12 protein-coding genes are annotated in these 25,080 nt (G+C 47.3%); 6 read left to right on the top strand and 6 right to left on the bottom strand.

Going from position 1 to position 25,080, the window contains the following annotated elements; translation table 11 throughout:
- Positions 1 to 209 precede the first annotated feature (209 nt).
- From HDC91_RS07100 to HDC91_RS07085, 4 genes are all read left to right on the top strand, one after another.
- Positions 210 to 6,842 (top strand): polyketide synthase, encoded by a 6,633-nt coding sequence (locus HDC91_RS07100; protein ID WP_183549858.1) that lies wholly within the window; start codon positions 210 to 212, stop codon positions 6,840 to 6,842.
- A gap of 1 nt (position 6,843) precedes the next feature.
- Positions 6,844 to 10,872 carry an amino acid adenylation domain-containing protein gene (locus HDC91_RS07095; protein ID WP_183549855.1) on the top strand — a complete coding sequence of 1,343 codons (4,029 nt, stop codon included), beginning with the start codon at positions 6,844 to 6,846 and terminating at the stop codon, positions 10,870 to 10,872.
- Between the two features lie 20 nt (positions 10,873 to 10,892).
- Positions 10,893 to 11,630 carry a 4'-phosphopantetheinyl transferase superfamily protein gene (locus tag HDC91_RS07090; protein WP_183549852.1) on the top strand — a complete coding sequence of 246 codons (738 nt, stop codon included), beginning with the start codon at positions 10,893 to 10,895 and terminating at the stop codon, positions 11,628 to 11,630.
- A 154-nt stretch (positions 11,631 to 11,784) separates the two neighbouring features.
- Positions 11,785 to 15,474 carry an ABC transporter permease gene (locus tag HDC91_RS07085; protein ID WP_183549849.1) on the top strand — a complete coding sequence of 1,230 codons (3,690 nt, stop codon included), beginning with the start codon at positions 11,785 to 11,787 and terminating at the stop codon, positions 15,472 to 15,474.
- A gap of 46 nt (positions 15,475 to 15,520) precedes the next feature.
- On the opposite strand, the gene HDC91_RS07080 is transcribed toward HDC91_RS07085, so the two are convergent.
- The 6 genes from HDC91_RS07080 to HDC91_RS07055 form a co-directional block, all read right to left on the bottom strand.
- Entirely contained in the window at positions 15,521 to 16,909 is a 1,389-nt protein-coding gene (locus HDC91_RS07080; protein WP_183549847.1) for an alpha-L-fucosidase, read from the bottom strand.
- A gap of 241 nt (positions 16,910 to 17,150) precedes the next feature.
- Entirely contained in the window at positions 17,151 to 18,302 is a 1,152-nt protein-coding gene (locus HDC91_RS07075; protein WP_183549844.1) for a lipopolysaccharide assembly protein LapB, read from the bottom strand.
- Between the two features lie 190 nt (positions 18,303 to 18,492).
- On the bottom strand, positions 18,493 to 19,182 hold the full coding sequence (locus tag HDC91_RS07070) for a ClpP family protease (protein ID WP_183549841.1): 690 nt from the start codon (positions 19,180 to 19,182) through the stop codon (positions 18,493 to 18,495).
- 18 nt (positions 19,183 to 19,200) lie between these two features.
- Complete coding sequence (locus HDC91_RS07065) at positions 19,201 to 19,470, bottom strand: hypothetical protein (protein WP_183549830.1); 270 nt, start codon at positions 19,468 to 19,470, stop codon at positions 19,201 to 19,203.
- A complete protein-coding gene (locus tag HDC91_RS07060; protein WP_183549828.1) occupies positions 19,451 to 19,972 on the bottom strand; it encodes an RNA polymerase sigma factor in 522 nt (173 codons plus the stop codon). The genes HDC91_RS07065 and HDC91_RS07060 overlap by 20 nt, the downstream gene beginning before the upstream one ends.
- Before the next feature lie 490 nt (positions 19,973 to 20,462).
- Positions 20,463 to 21,872 carry a phosphoglucomutase/phosphomannomutase family protein gene (locus HDC91_RS07055; protein ID WP_183549826.1) on the bottom strand — a complete coding sequence of 470 codons (1,410 nt, stop codon included), beginning with the start codon at positions 21,870 to 21,872 and terminating at the stop codon, positions 20,463 to 20,465.
- A gap of 88 nt (positions 21,873 to 21,960) precedes the next feature.
- On the opposite strand from HDC91_RS07055, the gene HDC91_RS07050 reads away from it, so the two are divergent.
- A complete protein-coding gene (locus HDC91_RS07050) occupies positions 21,961 to 23,271 on the top strand; it encodes an aspartate kinase (RefSeq protein WP_183549824.1) in 1,311 nt (436 codons plus the stop codon).
- 570 nt (positions 23,272 to 23,841) lie between these two features.
- Positions 23,842 to 25,044, top strand: a complete 1,203-nt coding sequence (lysA, locus tag HDC91_RS07045) for a diaminopimelate decarboxylase (protein ID WP_183549821.1) — start codon at positions 23,842 to 23,844, stop codon at positions 25,042 to 25,044.
- The last annotated feature ends 36 nt before the right edge of the window (positions 25,045 to 25,080 follow it).

Genomic DNA, 25,080 nt, shown 5'->3' with positions numbered 1-25,080 from the left:
AAATTGCTTTTAAAGAATTTGCTTAATTTAAAGTTATGCCTGCAGGGCGGATAATTAAATTTTAAACTTTGATTTAATGAAAATTAAATGAATTTTTTTGTTCACCCTACAAGTACCTAAGTTTAAATTTTTATATCTTAATCCCGATTTAAACAGCGCTAAAGTAACCTGCGGTTTATACCGGCACGTTACCCCACTTACTCAGGTTAATGAATATTCTTACCGATAATAAGTACACTGATATTTTTACGGATGATGTGTTTATTCATCATTTGTTTGAGCAGCAGGCCCTGGAAACTCCTGACGTAACGGCAGTGCAGTTTGGCGTTGATAAAATAAGCTATAATGAACTAAACAGCAGGGCCGGCAAACTGGCTGATGTTATCAATAAGGTGTCGCCTGCATCGCTTATCATCGGGGTAAGCGCAACCCGGTCAATCGAAACCATCATTAGCCTGCTGGCTGTTTTAAAAGCAGGCAAAGCCTATCTTCCGTTAGACCCAACCTTCCCTGCCGAAAGGCTGCAGGACATGGTGGCCGACTGCGGTATCGACACCATTATTGTGCCCGGAATAGATAAAAACGTTTTTAGCGTGCTCGCGAAAAACGTAATTGTTGCTGATGAGGCTATAACTGCGGGTGCCGCATTAATTAACGGTGCCAAAACTAAGGTTGCTTATATCATTTACACATCGGGGTCAACAGGCAAACCTAAAGGGGTTTGCGTAGGCCACGCGGGCGTTGTAAATCTGATAAACTGGCACAAGCGCATTTCGCCATATTTAGGGGTAGGGCATAAAACAATGCAATTTTCTCCGCTGATATTTGATGCATCGGTAATGGAGATCTTTTGTACCCTGTGTATAGGCGGTACACTGGTTTTGGTCGACGATGCCACACGTATAGACCCTTCAAAACTTTTAAACTATATAGATGAACAGCAGGTTAACCGCATAAATATGCCTTTTGTGGCCCTGCAATATTTTACCGAGGCTGCCGATGCCGAACAGCACTTTCCGCAATCGTTAAAGGAAGTGATCAGCGCCGGTGAACAATTAAAAATAACGCCGCAGGTTTTGCGTTTCTTTGAGGCCCTGCCGGGCTGCGTGTTTTACAATATGTATGGCCCTACCGAGGCCAGCGTGTGCAGCACCTCCCTTAAAATGGAAGGCCCTGCCTATAACTGGCCGTTGCTGCCCACCATTGGCAAACCTATTGATAACGTATCCATACACGTGCTGGATGGGCAACTGAAGGAAGTTGCGGACGGCGAAGAGGGCGAACTTTGCATAAGCGGTATAAACCTGGCTTACGGCTACCTGAACCGCGCCAACCTTACAGAAGAAAAATTTATTGATTGGACGGATACCCAAGGCAAACCCACCCGCATTTACCGCAGCGGCGACCTGGGCCGCTACCTGCCCGACGGTAACATAGAATACCTTGGCCGGCTCGATACGCAGGTAAAGATACGGGGTAACAGGGTGGAAGTGGGAGAGATAGAAGTGCTGTTGAACCAACTGGAAGGCGTACAGCAGTCTGTTGTGGTTGCCCGCGAGGATGTGCCCGGCCAAAAGCGTTTGGTGGCTTACCTGGTATCATCGGGCATAAAAAAGGATATCGCCTTTCTGCGCGATAGCATAGAACAACAACTGCCCGATTATATGATGCCCTCGGCATTTGTTTGGGTAGATGGCTTTGCCAAAACAACCAGCGGCAAGATAGACCGCAACGCCCTGCCTGCACCGGACACGCAACGCCCCGAGCTGTCTGTTTTGTATAAAGCCCCTGTTACCACTGCCGAAAAGCATATTGCCACCCTTTGGGCCCAACTATTACAGGTGGACAAAGTGGGCATCTACGATAATTTTTTTGAATTGGGGGGTAACTCCATCCTGGCGCTTAAAACTGTTGCGGCGTTAAAAAAGCAACATACTTATACGCTGCCCATAACCAAGCTTTACCAATATCCCACGGTAAACGGCATTGCGGCCTTTTTAGAAGGAAACAAGGTGGTTGCTAAACTTGCTGCTAAACCCAAAAAAGATAAAAGCAATAAAGATATAGCCGTGATAGGCATGGCGGCCAGGTTACCGGGAGCAAACAACATTTATGAACTGTGGGACGTACTGACCGAAGGGCGCGAAACCATATCATTCTTTACTGACGATGAGCTTGACCCGTATATTCCGTATGAAGTAAAAACTGCACCCAACTATGTAAAGGCACGTGGGATTGTGGAGAACTCCGAGGGGTTTGATGCCGCGTTTTTTGGTATCAGCCCCAAGGTTGCCGAACTGATGGACCCCCAGCACCGCGTGTTTTTAGAACTGGCTTTTGAAGCACTGGAAACCAGCGGTCACCTGCCTGCAAAATATGCCGGTTTGGTTGGGGTTTTCGCGGGTACTGGCAACAATACTTATTATATCAATAACGTAATCCCAAACACGCAAAAAATTGAAGGCGTGGGCAGTTTTCTTACGTCCACTATAAACGAGAAAGATTACATAGCCACGCGCACCGCTTACGAGCTTGACCTGAACGGCCCGGCGGTAAGTGTGCACGCGGCCTGTTCTACATCGCTGCTGGCCATAGCGCAGGCTGCCGACAGCATTCGCAACGGGCAATGCAATGTAGCGCTGGCAGGCGGCGCGTCTATCAGTTCACCGGTTAAAAGCGGGCATTTGTACCAGCAAGGCACCATGCTAAGCGCCGACGGGCATTGCCGATCGTTTGATGCGGATAGCGACGGCACTGTGTTTAGCGATGGCGCGGGTGTTGTGGTTTTGAAAAGTCTGGAAGAAGCCGAGCGCGATGGCGATACCATTTATGCCGTGCTTAAAGGCATAGGGCTCAACAACGATGGAGGCGACAAGGGCAGCTTTACCGCGCCAAGCGCTGCAGGCCAGGCAGGCGCTATTGCTATGGCTATTGCCGATGCGGGTGTAGACCCGGCAACCATCACCTACGTTGAAGCACACGGCACCGCTACCATGTTAGGCGACCCTATAGAGATCGAAGGACTTAACCTGGCCTTCGGCGCGCAGGATAAAAAACAATACTGCGCCATTGGCTCTATCAAAAGTAATATGGGGCATACGGTTGCTGCAGCAGGTGTAGCCGGCTTTATAAAAACCACATTGGCGCTGTTTCATAGGCAAATACCGGCATCATTACACTACACTAAACCCAACCCAAATATCGATTTTGCAGATAGTCCGTTCTTTGTTAATTCCAAGCTTACCAACTGGGAGAGCGAGGGTAAACGCAGGGCGGGCGTAAGTTCATTCGGTGTGGGGGGTACCAATGTACATACCGTGCTGGAGGAGTATATTGAACCGGTGCAGCCATTAAGTAAAAGCCGCCCGGTATCGTTGATCAGTTGGTCGGCTAAAACGGCCACCAGTGCCAGTAAATGGGCCGACAGGCTGTATTATTATCTACAGGATAACGAGGGAATACAAGTAGAGGATATCGCCTGCAGTTTGCATAGCACACGTGTCGATTTTAAAGAACGCAATTTCATTTTAGCGACCGACAGGGCCGACCTGCTTGATAAGCTCACTAAATTTAAACGTGACCCATCCAACTCTAAAACATTAACAGAAAATTCTGCCGGGATAGTTTTCATGTTCCCCGGACAGGGCGCGCAGTATCTGAACATGGGCCGCGGTCTTTATGAGCAGGAACCCGTTTTTGCCGATGCCGTAAATGAATGCGTGGCTATATTGAAAGGTACCGCCCATGAAAATATCCTTGAAGCAATTTATGCCGATGCATCCGCGGAAGCCAATGACAAGCTAAAAAATACGTTTTACACCCAGCCGGCGATATTTATCACCTCATACGCTCTGGCTAAGCTTTGGATGAGTTGGGGGATAATACCGTCGGTGTTTACCGGCCACAGCATAGGGGAATTCGTCGCCGCGCATTTTGCAGGTATCTTTAGCCTGCCTGATGCACTGAAGTTGATAACCGAACGCGCCAGGTTGGTGAGCGAAGTTGCCGAAGGCGATATGTTATCGGTACGCACCGATGCTGCCGAGTTGGAGAAAATATTACCCGGTAACCTGTCCATAGCCGTTATAAACAGCAATAAGCTATCGGTAGTGGCGGGCGAGAAAGATGCCGTTGCGGCTTTTGCCAAAGTACTCGAGGAAAAAGGCATTACCGGCAGGTTATTACAAACCAGCCATGCTTTTCACTCGGCTATGATGGATGATATTGTGGCCCCGTTTGAAGAAGTAGTAAGGTCAGTAAAAATAAATGCACCGGTCAAGCCAGTGGTATCAACAGCAACCGGCAAATGGCTAAGTCCAGCTGAAGCTATTAACCCCTCGTATTGGGCGCAGCACCTACGTAAGACCGTGCGCTTTGCGGATGCCATTGACACCCTGACTGAAGATAAGGGTCGCCTGTACCTGGAAGTTGGCCCCGGCCGCACGCTGGCTACTTTAACCGCGCAGCAAACCGCCGATAACCCGGTTGCAACAGTGCCGGGGATTGCTGGCAGCGACGGAGTTTCCGAATACGGGTCTTTGATCAGGGCATTAGGGCAGTTATGGCTAAACGGTGCGGAGCCAGATTGGAAGGCGTTTTACAAAGGGCCGCTTAACAAGTTAAGGTTGCCGGGTTACGCGTTCGATCATAAAAAGTATTGGGTTGATCCGGTATTGTTTACCCCGCCCGTAACGGTAAATTACCAGCCGGAAGAGATATTACCCGATACCCCTCAAGCCATTCCGAATGAAAATATTATACCAAACAATATAATGAGAAAAGATTTGCTGGCAGGTAAGCTGCAGGAAATTTTTGAAGATGCATCCGGTATCGAGATCGGTAACGCATCCGCAGATCTGAGCTTCCCCGAGATTGGTTTCGATTCGCTGCTATTAACGCAGATCGCTACTAATCTTAAAAAAACGTTCAATGTTTCTATTACCTTCAGGAAGTTGTTTGAGGAATACAATTCTATAAACCTGCTGGCCGACTTCCTGGATAAGAACCTGCCTGCCGGGCAATTTGAGCCGCAGCAGGCACAACGCCCGGCCCCAGCGTCAAACATGCCGTTTGTGCCAAATAGCAGCAGTAATGCAACATTAAACAATATATCGCAGCAGCTGCAATTCCTGGCAAACCAGATAGCACATTTGCAAGGTGGTGAAGTAAAAGTTACGCAGGTAGTGCTACCGCCGCCGCCCATAAATATGAGTAACGGCACGTTATTGCACCAAGAACCGGATATTACGCCGGAAGAAATGGCAGAGATAAAAAAGCCATTTGGCGCTACCGCCCGCATCGAGCGGAAAGTACAGGAACTGGATGATAAGCAAATGGCTTTCCTGGCTGAGCTAACCAAGAAATATAACGAAAAAACCAAGAGGAGCAAGGAACAAACCCAGCAGCATCGTGCCTACATGGCCGATCCGCGGGTGGTGAGCGGTTTCAGGCCGCTTACCAAAGAGGTGGTTTACCCCATCATCGTTAACCGCTCAAAAGGCAGCCGGCTTTGGGATGTTGACGGCAATGAATATATCGATGCGCTAAATGGTTTTGGTTCCAACATGCTGGGCTATCAGCCCGATGTTTTGAAGGAAGCCATACAGACCCAGCTGGAGCTGGGTTACGAGATTGGTCCGCAGCACGAACTGGCAGGCGAGGTTTGCAAATTGATGTGCGGGTTCACCGGCTTCGATCGCGCCGCTTTGTGTAATACGGGGTCCGAAGCGGTACTTGGCGCTATGCGTATAGCACGTACGGTGACCGGCAGATCGCTTATCGTGGCGTTTAGTGGCTCATATCACGGTATTATGGACGAGGTGATCGTGCGCGGCACCAAAAAATTAAAAACTGTTCCGGCTGCATCGGGCATATTGCCCGAGAATGTACAGAATATGCTGATACTGGACTACGGTACGGATGAATCGCTGAAAATTATAAAAGAGCGTGCCGCTGAAATTGCCGCGGTACTGGTAGAACCTGTACAAAGCCGCAGGCCTGAGTTTCAGCCGGTGGAATTTCTTAAAGAATTAAGGACCATCACCGCCGATTCCAAAATAGCGTTGTTATTTGATGAAGTGATCAGCGGATTCCGTTTTCACCCCGGCGGCGCGCAGGCGCTGTTTGGTGTAAAGGCCGATATAGGCACTTATGGCAAAGTAATTGGCGGCGGCATGCCGGTAGGCGCGATCTGCGGGATAAAAGAGTATATGGATGCGCTGGATGGCGGTTACTGGGAATTTGGCGACGACTCGGTGCCCGAAGCAGGGGTAACCTATTTTGCGGGTACGTTTGTAAGGCATCCGCTTGCCCTCGCGGCAGCAAAGGCATCTTTGCAACACATGAAAGACCGCGGCCCCGCCTTGCAGGAGAAGCTTACGGCCCTTGCAACAAGGTTGAAAGATGGTATGGACGCCTTCTGCAAAAAGCATAACATCCCATTAACAGTGGTGGGCTATGGTTCGTTATGGAGGTTGAAATTCATAGAGGATATCCCGTATAGTGAATTGCTGTTTGCCCTGATGCGTTTAAAGGGCATTCATATTTTAGATGGCTTCCCATGTTTTATGACCGATGCGCATACCGAAGAAGATGTTGATACCATGATAGCCAAATTTGGCGAAAGCGTTGAAGAAATGACCCAAGCCGGGTTTTTTGAAGTGCAAAACGCGGCATCGCCGGTGGTGCCTTTAGCAGCACCCGCTACTGCGGCGGTAACTAATGCCAACGAGCCGCCTGTACCGGGCGCAAGGCTCGGCCGCGACAGGAATGGTAATCCTGCCTGGTTTTTAAAGGATGATAATTTAGGCGGATATAAACAGATAAACCTGAAAGACGCGTAATTTGGACCAGACTTCTACATATCCATCACAGTTAAAAGCTGAAGAATTTGACCCTTTTGCAGGGCCGGAAATATTGCGGGTTGCACCCGCTACCGAGCCGCAGACAGAGATATGGACGTCGTGCCTTATTGGCGGCAACGATGCCAACTGTGCCTATAACGATTCTGCATCTATAGTACTAACCGGTACATTTGATAAGGATGCCATGATGCGGGCATTGCAGGCACTTTCAGACCGGCACGAGGCTTTACGCACCGTTTTTAGTGCCGATGGCGCAAACATGGTTGTGTATAACAACCCTGCGATAAATGTTGATTATCATGACCTGTCGCTGCAGGACGATGAGCAGAACAAGCTGTTCATCAAAAACTATAACAGGCAACTGGCTATTACCCCGCTTGATCTGATACACGGGCCGCTTTATAAAGCCGCCATTTTAAAATTAAGCCAACACGAACACCACGTGGTACTGCTGATGCACCACATCGTATGCGACGGATGGTCAGTTGGGATTATTATGCAGGACCTGAGTAAGCTATACTCTGCCTTCGCTCAGGGTTGCCCGCCAAACCTGCCTGCTGCGCCACAATTTAGCAAATACGCGGTAGAAGAGATAGCGGCATCGCGCAGCGCGCAACACCAGGCGACCGAAAAGTACTGGATAGACCAGTTTAAAGGCAGCGATCACCTGCTGGATATACCTGTTGACAATCCGAGGCCATCGCCGCGCAAGTACAAAAGCAACCGCGCCGATTTTAGTTTGGACACCGCGTTGGTTGACCGTCTGAAACTAATGGCCCGGAAAGCGGGCGTAAGCTTTGTAACAACGGTGCTGGCATCGTTCGAGGTGTTTTTGCACCGACTGACCGGGCAGGACGAGATCATTATTGGTTTGCCGGCCGCGGGGCAATCCGCTACGGGAAATTTTGGGCTGGTGGGGCATTGTGTTAACCTGTTGCCCTTGCGCAGCTTCCCAAAAGGCGATCAATCTTTTATAAATTATCTAAAAACGCGTAAAAACGAGGTGCTTGATGCGTACGACCATCAGCAGTACACCTTTGGCAGCCTCCTTAAAAAATTAAATATCCCCCGCGATCCGACACGCGTGCCGTTGGTGCCGGTTGTGTTCAATATTGATATTGGCATGGACGACGGGATAAGTTTCCATAACCTGAAGCACCGCTACATCAATAACCCGCGCGAGTACGAAACCTTCGAGATCTTCCTTAACATAACGGATCACAATGGGACGCTCACGCTGGAGTGGTCATACAATACGCAGCTTTTCGGGCCGGCTACCATCAGCCGGTTCATGGATGAGTTTGATCATTTATTGCGCGAGGTGGTCAACACGCCCGACACGCCTATAGGCAAGATCCCCGCGATAAACGCTGATAAGATACTACAGCAGTTAACCAAGTGGAATGACACAAAGGTTGATTATCCTAAGGAAAAACCGCTGCATCAAATCATCAGTGAAACAGCTTCTAAATATCCCGACAGCATTGCCCTGAAATTTAAAAACGAAGCCCTAACTTACACGCAGCTAAACCAAAAAGCTAACCAGCTTGCGGCCATGCTGATAGGAAACGATGTAAAACCGGGCGATAAAGTGGCTGTATCGCTGGACAGATCTGTGGAACTGGTTGTTTCATTGCTGGCCATTATAAAGGCAGGGGCAACCTACATCCCGCTCGACCCGGACTTCCCCGTAAACCGTATCAGTTATATGCTGGAAGATTCGGCCGCAGTGGTGTTGGTTACTTCTGAAGCATATAAAGGCCAGTATACATCCACCGCAAAAGAAATCATCCTTGACGATATCTGGCAGGGCCTTGAAAATTACACAACTGCCGACCCTGATGTAAGTGTAAATGGCAACGACCTGGTCTATATTTTGTATACATCCGGTTCAACAGGGCAGCCTAAAGGCGTACAAATAAAGCACCACAACGTGGTTAACTTTTTGTGCAGCATGCAGAAACAGCCGGGGCTTACGGCTGCGGATAAACTGCTGGCTGTTACCACTATCAGCTTTGATATTGCCGGGCTGGAGCTTTGGCTGCCGTTGATAACCGGCGCGCAGACAGTACTGGCCGGTGCGGCCGAAGTAAAGGACGGTAGTGCATTGCTGGATATCATCCGTAAAGAAAAAATAACCGTGATGCAGGCCACGCCATATACCTGGCGCATGATGCTGGAGGCAGGCTGGGACACAGAGAAAATAAAAGTAATATGCGGCGGCGAGGCATTGCCCATCGATCTGGCCGCACGCATTTTAGGCCGGGCCTCGTCGCTGTGGAATGTTTACGGCCCTACGGAAACCACCATTTGGTCTACCCTGAAGGAAATTAAGCATACAGACCGGGCGGTAAGTATAGGTAAACCTATTGATAACACATTGGTGTATATTTTAGATAAGTTTCAAAAGCCGCTTATGCCGGGTGCCGCCGGCGGGATTTATATTGGGGGCGAGGGTGTTGCACTGGGCTACCTGAACCAACCGCAACTGACTTCCGAAAAGTTTATTGCAGATCCGTTCTCTGCCGAGGGTAATGCCAAATTGTACCGTACCGGCGACCTGGGCACGTTTACTGCCGATGGCGACCTGATGTACCTGTCGCGTATTGATGCGCAGGTAAAGATAAGGGGTTACCGCATCGAGACCGGCGAGATAGAATTCAATTTATCAAAAGAAAATGCCATAAAACAGGCGGTGGTGATAGCTCGTGCGGATAATAACGGCATAGATAAACTGGTTGCCTACATTACTTTGAAGGATGGTGTGCAAAAAACAGGCGAGGCAGAGCTGATACAACAATGGCGCACCAACCTGCGGGCGTCTGTACCTGATTATATGGTGCCCGACAATTTTGCGATTATTGACGCTTTGCCGATGACACCCAACGGAAAGGTAGATAAAAAGGCCCTTGCCGCACAGGGTATAGCCGTGGCTGAAACCAACCATTATGTTGCGCCCCGTACCAATGTAGAAAAACTGGTTGCCGATATATGGAAGGAGTTTTTAGGCATTGAGCAGGTAGGCATATACGATAACTTTTTCGAGCTTGGCGGCCATTCGCTGATAGCGGTACAGGTGATGGCTAAAATAGAGAAGGAAACAGGCAAGCGTATGCCGCTGGCTATTTTGTTTGAAAACTCGACGGTTGAAAAATTATCCCTGATGCTGGAAATGGACGGAAGGTCCGTCACCTGGGACTCGTTGGTGCCCATCAAGCCTACCGGTAGTAAGGTGCCAATATATATTGTACACGGCGCCGGCTTAAACGTATTGCTGTTTAATGCCCTTGCCAAGCACATGGATGCCGATCAGCCGGTTTACGGCCTGCAGGCCAAAGGTTTGAACGGTGTTGACGAACCTTTGAACAGGATGGAAGACATAGCCGCGCATTATATCTCGGCTATACGGGCGCATAACCCTAACGGGCCGTACGCGCTGGCAGGGTATTCTTTCGGCGGGATCATTGCTTATGAGATGGCCCGGCAACTTGAAGCGCTTAACAAAGAAGTGCGTATGCTGGCGATGTTTGATACCTACGCCTACCGAACGCCGTATTACGACCCGTGGCTGGTGAAATATGTTAAACGCGGCCTTTACTTTGGCCGTAAGGCTTGGCATTCGATAACGTTTAAGGATGGGTTTACCAAAACCTTAAAAAAACGTGCAACCGCCATTGAGCGCGGTGCTACACGGCTTTTATGGAAGCTAAAGTTTGGCAAAAAACAAGAACAAACCGGGTTTTTTGGCTACGCAAATAAAATTGACGAAATGAACAACATTGCGCAGAAGCATTACAAGATACAACCTTATGATATCTCGATAGAGTTGTTCCGCGCGGAGGAAAGGTCGTTCTATTTGGATGATTACGAATATATGGGCTGGAAACCATATGCGTTAAAAGGCGTGAACATCCACAAGGTACCGGGCGAGCACAATACCATTTTTAAAGAGCCAAACGATAAGATATTTGCTAAGATATTGCAGGATTGCTTGAATAAGATCAATTAATAGCTACATCAATCTTAAAAATGGGCACTATCATTAACCGTTATTTACCAGATGTAAACTGGCAGCAAGGTAAGCCGGTGCTTACCGGCGGGGAAGTGCATATCTGGCGTATCAGCATCAGCAAAGCCCAAAAACGGATAGCTGAATTTAAGGCCCTGCTTAACACCGACGAAAGCTTGCGCGCAGGCAAGTATAAACAACAAAAAGATACACATAGGTTTATAATCAGCAGGGGTGTGCAACGGATATTATTAGGCAGCTATTTAAACAGGCCGCCTGCCGGACTGCAATTTGTATTGGGCGAAAACAAGAAGCCCCATTTGGTAAGCCGGGAAGGTAATATTATTCATTACAACCTCTCGCACTCGGGCGACTGGATCTTGATGGCTGTAGCTACATTGCCGGTAGGCGCCGACGTGGAGTATATTGATGACGCATTTCCCTATCACGACATCCTGTCCGACAATTTTAGCCCTGACGAAATTGCTTATATCGGTCAGGGCAATACTGCGCGTTTTTTTACCCTGTGGACACGTAAGGAAGCCATCCTTAAGGCAACCGGTCAGGGCCTTGGCGAACACCTGGCGGTTACGCCTTCATTAAACGGGGAATATCCGCTGCCCAAAGGCCTGAGCGGGGCTGATAAAAATTGGCAGCTAAATACCTTTCCTGTACACGACAACTACACGGGCAGTGTAGCGGTTGCGAATGCGGGACAATCCTATTCGTTTTTTGATATCGGCCCTGAACTGATCTGACTGGTAGTCACCGGCGATTGTAAGAGCTCGCCTGCGGGGCATTATTAAGTGGTTCAGCACGGTTTTATATTAACAATTCGCTGTTTTATTCTGTCAGCCAGAAATGCTATTCACTATATTAGCTAAATAATTTCCGTAAAACAGGCCACCACCTTTGAACGCATACACCCTTCATATCACCCTTTATGACCTGCTTTTCCTCGGGGTAATATTTGTGGGGCTTACTTTAAGCCTGCAGCTGGGTTTAGCCAAAAGGGCTAACCGGGCAGCGAACCGTTTTTTGAGTTTGGCCATCGCTGTCATGGTTTTAGATCTGATTTGGTTGCTGGGACAAGAAGCCGCTATTGAAGCGAGTTTTCCTTACTGGGGATGGATGCCACTGCAAGTATCGCTTGCCTTTGGTCCGCTTTTTTATTTTTATGTGCTTAAAATAACACTTCCCGGATACCATTTCCGGCTTAAGGATACGCTTCACTTTGGCCCCTTACTGCTGCAATTGGGCGTGCACACGGCAGCAATTACAGATAGTATTAAAACAGGGGTGGCTGTAGATCAAACTTCGACTTATGACCTGCTAAACCCCGTATTGCAAATGCTGGCGTTTGTTTCGGTTGCAATTTATCTTTACCTGGCGCTAAGGCAGATAGAACAATTTTACCGGCAAATAAAATTTAACGGGGGCGATCGCTACCGTTACGAGTTACGCTGGCTGCGCCGCCCCGTACGGGTTTTCGGCCTGTTATGGCTTTTATGGATACCCATTACAATCGCCGACCTTTTGTATTACGATTATCACTTAAGTAAACAAGCTTATTATCCTTTTTACCTGCTTTTAGCCGGAGTGGCCCTGTGGATAGCAGCGGTTGCTTTCTTAAGGCCGGAAATGGATCTCCTGAATGAAACACCATCATTTTTGAAGCCACCGCTGCATGCCGAACTGAAGCGAAAAGGTCCCTGGCTGAAAAAGGCAATGCAGGAAGGATGCTATTACCAGGACCCGGAATTAAACTTAAGCTCGCTGGCCGAAAAGCTTGGCGTAGGGCCGCATGAGTTATCACGCATCATCAATACCGTGCTTAGGAAAAGCTTTAACGATTTTATCAATGAGTACCGGGTTGCAAGCGTGGTGCAGAAAATGCAGGACCAAGCTTATGATCATATTACCTTACTCGGTATCGCATTTGAATCGGGCTTCAACTCCAAAACTACTTTTAACCGCACTTTTAAACAGATCACAGGCAAGAGCCCCGTTGAATACAAAAATGATCTTAAAAAAGAGCGCCCATTTTATAATATGGGGCGTCGCCCCCGTTTTGGAGCAATAGTTTCGTCAGCAGAAGCCATTCCTAAATGGTCTGATGACAAATTAAAGCGCAACTATATGTTTAAAAATTATTTCAAGATCGCCTGGCGCAGCCTGGTGCGCAACAAAAGTTATGCGGCTATCAATATTGCCGGTTTGGCTGTAGGCATAACCGTTTGTATCATCATATTTATCATTATACAATACCAAACAAGTTTTGATAACTTTCATACAAAAAAGGATCGTACCTATCGCGTATTGACCGAACACCATCCTGCAGACGCGGGCGGTGTTTCGTACGGAAAAAGCGTTCCCTTCCCAATGCCTGCAGGATTGAAGACGGCATTTCCGCAACTGGAACAGGTAGCACCAGTTTATGCAAGCCACAATGATATACTGCAAGTGCTTGATGCGAACGGAAACCCTGTAAAGAATTTTAAAGAGGCGGCCGGCGTATTTTATACAGCGCCATCTTTTTTTCAGATATTCAATTTTCCATTGCTTACAGGCTCGTATGCTTCGTTAAAAGATCCAAACAACGTGTTGCTTACAAAGGAGATCGCTGACACCTATTTTGGCGACTGGAAAACAGCGATGGGTAAAACCATTAAGCTCACGGGCTCTTACAGTATCGGTGCCGGTTTGTTTCAGTCGCCGCCGGTATCGCTAAAGGTGTCCGGCATTTTGGCCACCATCCCTGCAAATACCGATTTTCAGTTTAAACTGGTGATCGCGTACGGAACAGATTTTACCGGGGATTCGATGTATGGGTTTCAGCAAATGGACTGGAACCAAACATCCGCGGATTTTGGGTGCTACGTTTTACTGCCGCCGAATATTTCTGCCGACAATTTCGATCAGCAACTAAAGGCATATTCACTGAGGGCATTGCCGGCCGATAATAAGGATAGCCATGTTTTACAACCATTAAGCGCGGTGCACTACGATACGCAAACAGGTAATTATAGTAATAAAACCATCAGTAAAGATCTGCTGAACGTACTGTGGCTGATAGCAGCATTTATCCTGCTCATCGCTTGCGTAAACTTTATTAATCTTTCTACCGCACAGGCCGTTAACCGCGCAAAAGAGGTTGGGGTGAGAAAAGTTTTAGGCAGCAGTAAATCCCAGTTGCAGTTCCAGTTCATCATCGAAACGTTTTTGATAGTCGCGGGTGCAGTATTGTTTGCGACGGTAGTCACTATGCTTGCATTACCTTATGTAAGCAGGCTTTTAGAGCTTTCGCTGTCGTTCAATATACTTGGCAATCCAATGATTATTTTATTTCTGTTCGGGGTAGCGGTTGTTGTAACCGCCCTTGCCGGGTTTTATCCTTCTATAGTCCTATCGCGTTTCAACCCTGTTAAAGCGCTAAAAAGTAAGCTAACAGTTGCTACCCCGGCCGGAATATCCCTACGCAGAGGACTGGTGGTGTTTCAGTTTGTAGTTGCACAGGCGCTTATTATCGGCACGCTTATTATTGTTAAGCAAATGGACTATTTTATGCACCAGCCACTGGGCTTTGATAAGGATGCAATCGTAAATGTCCCTTTCCGTCCGGATAGTACGGGCAGCCGGCTCGCCGGTTATTTAACGCAACAGCTGTTGCAGGTAAACGGCGTAAAGGCAGTAAGCTTCAGCTCGAACACGCCGGTTGAAGATGATAACAACAGGTTTACTACCCTTAAATTTGACCATTCGATAAAAAAAGAGGACTTCGAGGCCATTGTGAAATTCGCCGATGAAAATTATGTACCTACTTATAAATTGCAACTGGTAGCCGGCAGAAACTTGCAGCATTCGGATATGACACGGGAATTTCTGGTGAACGAAACGTTTGTAAAAAGTTTGGGGTTAAAAAACCCCGAAAATATATTGAACAAAGAAGTAAGTATTTGGGGCGACGTGATAAAATGCCCGGTTGTTGGCGTGGTAAAGGATTTTAACGACCGGTCGTTACGCAATAACCTGGCACCGTTGCTTATAGCAACAAACATTACCATGTACCGGCAGGCAGCAATAAAGCTCTCAACAGCAAATATATCGTCCACCATGCAGTCGGTAAAGAAAGTATGGGAGCAAACCTTTCCTGATTATGTTTACGATTACCAGTTCCTGGACGATAAAATTGCGAGCTTTTACAAGCAGGAAAACCAGTTGGCAGCTTTGTACAAAATTTTTGCGGCTGTAGCGATATGCCTTAGCTGTTTGGGTTTGTATGGTTTAGCATCATTTATGGCGGTGCAGCGGGTAAAAGAAGTTGGCATCCGCAAGGTACTGGGCGCCTCTGCCGGCAGCATTGTTTATTTGTTTTCGAAAGAGTTTATTATACTCATTTCAATTGCTTTTACCGTGGCAGCGCCCATTGCCTGGTATTACATGCACCAGTGGCTGCAGGATTATGTTTATCGCATTCATATCAGCTGGTGGCTCTTTGCTGTTGGCGGACTCGGTGCAATAATCATAGCGCTTGTAACCATCAGTTTCCAGGCCATAAAGGCAGCAGTAGCAAACCCGGTGAAGAGCTTGAGAAGCGAGTAACCGTTTGCCTGCAGCCTGATCCGGAATATAGTTTACGAAAATCCGCTTACCTCCGCTCGTTATAAACGCCAAACTCCGCGATGGAAACCTGCCCTTCGGCTTTATCGATGGTTACACGTACTTTGGTGCCCCACACGCGGTTAAAACGGTGGACCTTCACACGTGAGGCTGTGCTGCCTTCAAATATGGGTTTCCAAACACCGTTTTGCAGATACTCCAAATGGTAGGCGGTAATGTTTGGTTTTTTCTCCGTCAAAGCAATGGTATTAAACTCCGTATCGTGACCAAAATCTATTTCATACCAGGGCTTTGCTACCGTTTTGCTGGATACCCAGGATGTGGTAAAATCATCATCGTTGGCAAAATCCATAATATCCATGTCATCGCTCCAACTGGCGTTTGATGGCTTATTTTTAGCCAAATTGCTTGATATTATGGGCGCGCCGGTTGCCGCAAGCCTTGGCGCCGGCACATCGTTCTTCCAAAGCTTGCCTATTTCTTTTAGGGCGGCCAAGGCGTTATCGTCAAATAAACCATCGCGGTTTGGGGCAACGTTAAGGATAAAATTGCAGCCCGCCTGGTTAAGGATGTTTAACTGTTCAACCATTTTGGCCGGGTCTTTTACAGGGGTGGTTGGGAAATTTGTTTTCCAGAACCAGCTGCTTTGTATAGGCAGGCAAGCTAACGACGGCATAACGTTATCTTTTGTTGACAAGCGCTGGCCCGCGCCCATTTCGTAGGTTTTAATGTCGCTGTAAAACAGGCCTTCGGCAGGGTATTTTGCACCGTTAAGATCCATCAGCACACAGTCAGGCTGAATGGATTTAATGAGGTGGTAAACGTCCTCAAAATTGATATCATCATAACTGATCCTCGACCATGGGGCATCCCAGCCGTCGATGATAATGGCTTCTATCTTGCCGTATTTTGTTAACAGCTCGGTTAACTGGGCCTTCACCATTTCAAAATGTTTCTGGGTGATCTGATGCGGGCGCAGCTTGTGGTGCGTATCCAGTATGCTGTAATAAAGCATCACTTTAAGGTCGTTCTTCCTGAACGCATCCACATATTCTTTTACCACATCCCGCTTCAGCGGGCTGTTCATTACGTTATAATCGGTGGTTTTTGTATCCCATATACAAAAACCGCTGTGATGCTTGGTGGTTAAGCAGCCGTAGGTCATGTTGGCGCTTTTGGCAGCTTTGGCCCATTGATCAGCGTTTAGTTTGGTTGGGTTAAATGCAGAGGCGGGGGCTTCCGGGTCGGGCCAGTCGGCATCCATGTAGGTAGGCATGTTAAAATGGATGAACATCCCAAACTTCAGGTCGACGAACTTTTGCTGCAGCTGATGATAATTGGCATCCGCGGTGTTTTGCGCCGAGGTTTTAAGTATGATGCCGGTAAGCAGGGCAATAACGGTAAATAGTTTCTTCATGGGATGACACAAATAGTAAACCCAAAGTAAACGATTATTGAGTAAGATTTGATAACTTTTGGAAAACGATCAGGATAAAAGCGTTCACGTTCGGCGCACGTGAACACCGTGAACATCAGTGAACGCTTGATTATCAGCTACTTTTAAAATTGCGTACTGACGTAGTGCTGTCACCATTACCTGTGATTTAATTTATTATGCAGAAGCCGGAAGTGATATCTGCCGAAAGTTAAACTGCCCTTTAAATGGCCGTATATGCTTCCGTAACTATTTTACTGGTGTTTGGATGGGTTCTGGTATCGGTGATATTTTTTGCTTCGAGGCCCATGCCTTTTGCAGTTCTTAAATATTGTTTAGAAAGGTCTGCGTTTGTAGTCTGATAAATTTTGCCAAGCGCAAAATTCAGGCATGCTTCTACACTCTTTGTGCCCTTAAAGTCGGCAAGGCGTTTTTGATAGATCATAGCCAGGTCGGCCAACCTGCCGTTGGCAGCATAAATGTCATAAACATCCAGATAGTAAGAAAGCTTCCCTCTGTCCTGCGAGGTAAGGAAGGCATTAACCGTTTCAGCAGCTTTGTTGTTATTTGTTTTAACGTAAAAATTCAACAACGACTTTAGGACGAAAAAGTCGCCATGCTTTAATGAGTCGGCGGTAATGTAATTTTTTAAGGCGTTCGCCTTGTCGTTCATAGCCTCATATGCTTGTGCAGCAACCAGCAAAGCGCCGCTGCGCTCCTTGTTCGCAACCGCCAGTTCAGCGGCTTTGCGGGAGGTGGCCAACGCGCTTGCCATATTCTTCTGTTTAAGATATGCCCGGCTAAGCTGCAAATGCGCCTTAGCAAACCCGGCGTTCAACGCTATTGATTTTTTTAGGTACTCAATGGCGTTATCTAATTGGCCAAGTTCCAAAGATGTATAACCCAGCACATAATCAGACACATAGCTTGGGCATTTTGGCTGAATATACTGGTCAACCGATTTGTTTAAAGCAGTTAATAAAGCCATAGAACCATATTGGCCTTCGTTGTTTAAAACGAAAGAGTAAAACCGGCATTGCTCTTCATACAAACGACAATCAGCAGGCCACTTGCCTATTGCTCCGAAAAGTAAACCTTCAACATTCAGGTCGAAAAGCTTTATAGACCCACCCGCATCCATCATTTCCCATGATTGATATCTGCTGACAGATAGGGAATGTTCGGTAACAAGCTTAGCTAAAGTTATCGCCAATTCAGGGCTAAGGTCGTTAGAACTGCTTAATGTTTCAAAGGCCGAAGCATATTTCTTTTGGGTTATCAGGGCTTTAGCGTCTTCAATTTTTTGAGCATCGGTTTGTGCAAATGTAAACGTAGTAAACAGGCATGTGATAAAGGTGATCAGGGCTGTTTTCATTATTAAATTCTACTATTAAATTAATCGGATAGGTTTGATTATTAGCCTTCCTAAGGTAGAATTACTTTTTAAATTTTACAATAGTGCCCTCGCTGCAGGGTTGATGCGGCTAAGGTGTAAACAACCCTATAGCAAGCTAAGGCCTTTCGTACGCGGCCGGCATAAAACATACACAGCCCAGATCAAGGTGCTAAATTTTCTCCCGCGCACCCAAAATTTCATCTATCATGCCAAATTCCAGGGCTTCGGCGGCTATCATCCAGTGGTCGCGATCAGACAGGCGGTGAACGGTTTCAAAATCCTGACCGGTATGTTTGGCCGTGATCTCGTAAAGCTCCCGTTTCATTTTAGCGATCTGTACGGCAGCTATCTCGATATCCGAAGCCATACCCTGTGCCCCGCCCGACGGCTGGTGCATCATTATCCTGGAGTGGGGCAGGGCTGCACGTTTGCCCGGCGTGCCGGCGCAAAGCAGTACCTGCGCCATAGAAGCGGCCATGCCGGTACAAATGGTTGCTACATCGGGCGAGATAAACTGCATTGTATCGTAAATACCCAGCCCGGCGTAAACCGAGCCACCCGGCGAATTGATATAGATCTGGATATCGCGCTTTGCATCGGTTGATTGCAGGAACAGCAGCTGCGCCTGTATGATATTGGCTACCTGATCGTCAACCGCGGTGCCTAAAAAGATAATGCGGTCCATCATCAGGCGCGAGAAAACATCCATTTGCGTAATGTTCATCTGCCGCTCTTCCATAATAGCGGGTGTCATGCTGGCTATCGGGCGGTTGTTTACTCCGGCTATAAACCTGTCTACATGTAAACTTTGGACATGGCGATGCCCTACCGCATATTTGCGGAATTCATTAGCGTTCATTCGTATTAAATTTAAAGGTTAGCGTTTAAAAAAGCGCAATATGCTTTGGCGAAAGCCGTGGTGCTCCGGCCGGGTAAAAAGCTGCTTGTGTACAGCTTCTATCTCGGCGCGCAGTTGTTCGCGGCCATATTGCTGCACAAGGGCAAGGGTTTTTTGGTGCCAGTACACATCGGCCCGGAGCTCCGGGTTGAGTATCATCTTCGCCTCGAACAATAAATTGTCCTGCGGTGCAGCCATGCCCAGCAAATGGTCGTCAATCGCTTTGATGTTATTCAATGAAGTCCGCATACGTTAATGATTGTTGTTTTACTGTTTCCCTTACTTTTTCCAGGCATTTGTACTTCTGCACAGTTACCGAGCGTTCGCCGGCGTAACCAAACTTTCCGGCTGCCTCTTTCATGGGTAACTTGTCATAATAAAAAGCGCTCAGCAGCTCCATACAGCGCTTACCGGCCGTTTGCAGGTATTGTAACACCTTGTTGGTCGATACCTGTTCTTTGGCTTCGTCGGCGAGGGTTAATACATCATCCTGTAATGGCACGGTGGTGTTACCTTCCCTGAAGTTTTTGAACCAAAGATGTTTGGCGATGCCAAGCAGGTACGCCTTGTCATCCGCGGCATTCAGGTTCCCGGCAACCGCTTTTTCATAATAAATTACCAGCGCGTCCTGAAAAACATCCCGCGCGTCATCCAAAGTGCCACCCAGCCTGGCCACATACTTAGCCACAGCGGGGAAGGCGCTTTTATAAAGCTCCATCAGTAATTGTTCCCTGCTTGCTGTTGTTACCATAATAAAGTGTTTTTAGTATAAGTGCACGGAAAGGATGATATATCACCGGAAAATTGCGATTATTTTTTACAATTAACAAAAATCGTCTTTGAGTTACGAACCATTTTAGGATATGCAAAGCAGCCATGCAAAGTCCGGAGATTGCTTCGTGCCTCGCAATGATGCGTGAAGGAAGGCAGTGAGTAAAATTTGCCGCTTGGTTAGCTTACTCACCCCGACATCGCTTCGCTTGTCGACCCTCTCTGCTGCGCAAAGAGGGTGGGGAAAGGAAGGGAAATAAAAGTTGCTCACCCTCTTTCCGCCCCTCGGTCAGCTTACTCACCCCGACATCGCTTCGCTTGTCGACCCTCTCTGCTGCGCAAAGAGGGTAAAAAATAAGAACCTCCTCTTTGCGCAGCAGAGAGGGGGCAGGGGGTGAGTCCAATAAACCATAAAGGCTTGCCGAAGCAAGCCTTTATTCTGTGAGTAGTAAAATTCTGTAAATCTGATCCTATTTTAAAAGATCCGCCTTTACCGTATCCAGGATCTTGAATGATTCGGCGGTGGTTGGCGCCTCGGCATACACACGTAGTACAGGCTCGGTGCCCGATGGGCGGATCATTACCCAGGTATCGTCCTCAAAAAAGAATTTAAAGCCGTCCAGGTCTTCAGTACGGGCCACCTTCAGGTTGCCAAAGCTGCTGATACCGCTTTTACAGTTACTGATGATCTGCTGTTTCTTTTCCTCGGTAACGTGCAGGTCGTAACGCTCAACAGCAAATTTGCCTACTACGTCGTAAATTTCCTGTACAAGGTCTTTTAAGCTGCGGCCGCTCTTTGCCATAAATTCCCATATCATCAGGCCTATCCAAACACCATCGCGTTCGGGGATGTGGCCGTTAACCGCTATACCACCCGATTCTTCGCCGCCAACCATAAATGGTTTGCCGCTGTTTACTATCAGGTCGCAAATGTATTTAAAGCCAATTTTGGTAACGGTGTTATTCAAACCGTAGGCATCGCAAAGTTTCTGAATTTTGCTGGTACACGAAAAGGTTGAGTAAACCTCGCCTTTTTCGCCTTTCACCTTATACATATAATGTATCAGCAACAGCAATATATGGTGCGAATCTACAAACGTGCCGTCGCCATCGTACAAACCAATGCGGTCGGCATCACCGTCGGTAACCAGGCCCGATGCAATTTCGCCTTCGGATAGTTTTATCAACTCCTCAAACTCCTGCAGGTTGCGCTGTATTGGCTCGGGTGCCTGCCCGTCAAAGCTTGGGTTGTAATCGGCATGCAGAAAGGTAATATCCGGAAACAGGCGGCGCATTACATTCTGCCCGGCGCCGTACATGGCGTCGTAAGCCCATTGCAGGCCACTATCGCGGATGGCAGGTATATCAAAGCTGTTTTCGGCATGTTCTACATACATATCCTCCAGATTAACATACTCTACCAGGCCATCAGTAACATAATCGGTAACCGATTTTAACTCCAGACTGATGGTGTCGGGTATCTGCGATTCTACCTTTTCTATATCATCGGGTGTGGCAGGGCCGCCGTAAAAAGCTTTTATTTTGTATCCGTTGTAAGCCGGCGGGTTGTGGCTGGCGGTTATAATGATACCGGCAGATGCTTGTTTGCGCACCGTACCCAGCGATATCATGGGCGTTGAAATGAACATGTTTTCGGCACGAAAAACTTTGATCCCCTGCGATGCAAGTACACATGTAGTAATATCGGCAAACATCGGGCCTCCAAAACGCGGGTCGCAGCCAACCACAGCGCTGGGCTTTTCAAAGTTTTGTTTTAGCCATAAAGCCGTAGCATAGGCTACGCGTTTTACATTCTCAACAGTAAAGTCGTCGGCAATGATCGCTCTCCAGCCATCTGTTCCAAATTTTATTTTGCTCATTTTAGATATAAGTATTTTAAAATCCTATTTTTAGCGCCTCAATATTCATACAAGAATATCAATGTTTTATGGTAAACGGAAACAAATAATGAAAGTTTTAAAATTTGGCGGAACATCGGTAGGCAGCGCCGCCCGCATGCATAAGCTGCTGGATATAATAAACCCCGGGGAGCGGCAAATAGTGGTACTTTCGGCTATGTCGGGCACTACCAATAATTTAGTTGAAATAGGCCAGGCATACCTTAATAACGATAAGGCAAAGGCAGCCAATTTAATTGCCATATTAAAGGAAAAGTACGAGGGCGTTATTAAGGAGCTTTTAACAAAGCCCGAAACCTACGAACAGGGTAAGGAGGTTATTGATTACCACTTTAGGCTGTTAAGCAGCTTTGCCAACGATTTGTTTACGCCGATAGAAGATAAAGTTATTTTAGCGCAGGGCGAATTACTGTCAACCACGCTGTATCACATTTACCTTAAAGAGATTGGCGTGCCATCGGTTTTGTTACCCGCGCTTGAGTTTATGAAGACCGACGAGGATAACGAGCCGGTTGTTGACCATATTACTACCGAGCTTATCCCGTTGCTTGATAAGCACCCTGATGTGAACTTGTTTATTACCCAGGGATTTATTTGCCGTAATGCCTTTGGCGAGATTGATAACCTGCGCCGCGGCGGCAGCGATTATACGGCATCGCTAATAGGTGCAGGCATCCGCAGCGAGGAAGTGCAGATATGGACCGATATTGATGGTATGCACAACAACGACCCGCGCATTGTAAGCAATACCAAACCCATTGCCCAGCTATCGTTTGACGAAGCTGCCGAACTTGCCTATTTTGGCGCGAAGATATTGCACCCGCAAAGCGTTTTCCCGGCTCAGAAGTATAAGATCCCTGTTCGCCTGTTAAATACTATGGACCCACAGGCGCCGGGTACGTTAATTACCAATACCAGCGAAAAGGACAGGATAAAATCTATTGCGGCTAAGGATAGCATTACCGCTATAAAGATACAAAGCAGCCGCATGCTGCTGGCGCATGGCTTTTTACGCCGCGTATTTGAGGTTTTCGAGCGTTACCGCACATCGATAGATATGATCACCACATCAGAGGTGGCGGTGTCATTAACCATTGACGATACCACCTACCTGGGAGAGATAACTGCCGAACTGGCCGCGTTTGGGTCGGTTGATATCGACGTAAACCATACCATTATATGTGTAGTGGGCGATTTTGGCGCCGAGAAGCATGGCTATGCGGCGCGTGTGCTGGAAGCCGTAAAGCATATCCCGGTAAGGATGATATCCTATGGCGGCAGTGACCATAATATGAGCTTACTGGTAAAAACAGAAGATAAGGTAGAGGTGCTGAGGAGCCTGCATAGCAGGTTGTTTTAATTTACGATTTTAGAATTACGATTTTACATTTCGCCAACGCGAATAATAAAACGTCATTGCGCGGTTGCCTCACCTAAATCCTCTCCAAAGGAGAGGACTTGAGGAAAAAAATAAGAACCCTCTCCTTTGGAGAGGTCAGGGTGAGGCTAAAATATCCGTAATGAGGTGTTAATAAAGATAATACCCACGCGTCATTGCGAGGTTGCCTCACCTAAATCCTCTCCAAAGGAGAGGACTTGAGGAAAAAAATAAGAACCCTCTCCTTTGGAGAGGGCAGGGTGAGGCTAAAATATTCGCATTGACGTGTTAATAAACATAACACCCACGCGTCATTGCGAGGTTGCCTCACCTAAATCCTCTCCAAAGGAGAGGACTTGAGGAAAAAAATAAGAACCCTCTCCTTTGGAGAGGGTAGGGTGAGACAAAAATATCGGTAATGAGGTGTTAATAAACATAACACCCACGCGTCATTGCGAGGGACGAAGCAATCTTCGATAGAAAAGCAGGCGATAAGCATGTCGGGATTGCCACGCTACGTTCGCAATGACGGAATAAAATAGACTTTTAAACATGTTCAATAACAATACTATACAGCGATTTAACGAACTGGAAACACCATTTTATTATTACAATCTGGATGTTTTGCGCAACACGCTCGACGCCTGCCGGGATGCATCGTCAAAATACGGGTTCCATGTGCATTACGCCATGAAGGCTAACTTTAACCCCAAAGTGGTGGATATGATCCAGTCGTTTGGGTTTGGGGCCGATTGCGTAAGCGGTAACGAAGTAAAGTCGGCAATTGCGCATGGCTTTGATAAAGGCAAGGTGGTTTTTGCCGGTGTGGGTAAATCTGATAAAGAAATTAATGCCGCGCTTGATGCCGATATTTTTTGTTTCAATGTGGAGTCTGTCCAGGAACTGGAGATCATTAATGAGTTGGCGAAAGCTAAGGGCAAGGTTGCCGGTGTAGCTATTCGTATCAACCCAAATGTTGATGCGCACACCCACCACTTTATTACAACAGGGCTTGACGAGAACAAATTCGGCATTAATACCTGGCAGCTTAACGACGTGGCCGAAATGCTGCGCAATTGTGCCAACCTGAAATTTTTAGGTATCCATTTTCATATCGGTTCGCAAATTACCGATATGGAGGTGTACCGCAGTCTTTGCCTCCGTATCAACGAAATGCAGGACTGGTTTGAAGACCACGGCTTTCCCGTTAAGGTGTTAAATACCGGCGGCGGCCTTGGGGTTGACTATTACAACCCCGATACCAATGGCATCGCCGATTTTGAAAGCTATTTTAAAGTGTTCAGCAAATTTCTGCATGTTAAACCCGGGCAGGAGGTGCATTTTGAGCTCGGCCGTGCCATGGTTGCGCAATCAGCTTCGCTAATATCAAGAGTGCTATATGTAAAGAACGGTCAGAAAAAGAACTTCCTGATACTGGATGCCGGCATGACCGAATTAATGCGCCCAATGCTTTACCAGGCTTACCATGCTATTGAGAATTTAAGTCGAAAGTTAAAAGTTGAAAGTCAAAAGTCAGAACAAAATAAATCCGAAATCGAAAATCCGAAATCCGAAATAAAATATGATGTTGTTGGCCCCATCTGCGAAAGCACCGACTGTTTCCGTAAGGATGTAGACCTGCCGCAATCGTACCGCGGCGACCTGATCGCTATCCGCACGGCAGGCGCTTACGGCGAGGTAATGGCATCAAACTATAACCTTCGCGACCAGGTACAATCGGTTTACTCTGAATAAAAATTTTTACGGCAAACCATTGATACGTTTCAATCG

This window comes from Mucilaginibacter sp. AK015, from assembly GCF_014200785.1.
In the GTDB taxonomy this organism is placed as follows: Bacteria; Bacteroidota; Bacteroidia; order Sphingobacteriales; family Sphingobacteriaceae; genus Mucilaginibacter.
Note: the sequence above shows the minus strand (reverse complement) of the source record. Positions and strands in the feature narration are given on the sequence as shown.

What these genes read in the sequence shown, in the direction of transcription:
- HDC91_RS07100 (WP_183549858.1), top strand. Translation starts at nt 210, where the DNA reads ATGAATATTCTTACCGATAATAAGTACACTGATATTTTTACGGATGAT.
- HDC91_RS07090 (WP_183549852.1), top strand. Translation starts at nt 10,893, where the DNA reads ATGGGCACTATCATTAACCGTTATTTACCAGATGTAAACTGGCAGCAA.
- HDC91_RS07080 (WP_183549847.1), bottom strand. Translation starts at nt 16,909, where the DNA reads ATGAAGAAACTATTTACCGTTATTGCCCTGCTTACCGGCATCATACTT.
- HDC91_RS07075 (WP_183549844.1), bottom strand. Translation starts at nt 18,302, where the DNA reads ATGAAAACAGCCCTGATCACCTTTATCACATGCCTGTTTACTACGTTT.
- HDC91_RS07070 (WP_183549841.1), bottom strand. Translation starts at nt 19,182, where the DNA reads ATGAACGCTAATGAATTCCGCAAATATGCGGTAGGGCATCGCCATGTC.
- HDC91_RS07065 (WP_183549830.1), bottom strand. Translation starts at nt 19,470, where the DNA reads ATGCGGACTTCATTGAATAACATCAAAGCGATTGACGACCATTTGCTG.
- HDC91_RS07060 (WP_183549828.1), bottom strand. Translation starts at nt 19,972, where the DNA reads ATGGTAACAACAGCAAGCAGGGAACAATTACTGATGGAGCTTTATAAA.
- HDC91_RS07055 (WP_183549826.1), bottom strand. Translation starts at nt 21,872, where the DNA reads ATGAGCAAAATAAAATTTGGAACAGATGGCTGGAGAGCGATCATTGCC.
- HDC91_RS07050 (WP_183549824.1), top strand. Translation starts at nt 21,961, where the DNA reads ATGAAAGTTTTAAAATTTGGCGGAACATCGGTAGGCAGCGCCGCCCGC.
- lysA (WP_183549821.1), top strand. Translation starts at nt 23,842, where the DNA reads ATGTTCAATAACAATACTATACAGCGATTTAACGAACTGGAAACACCA.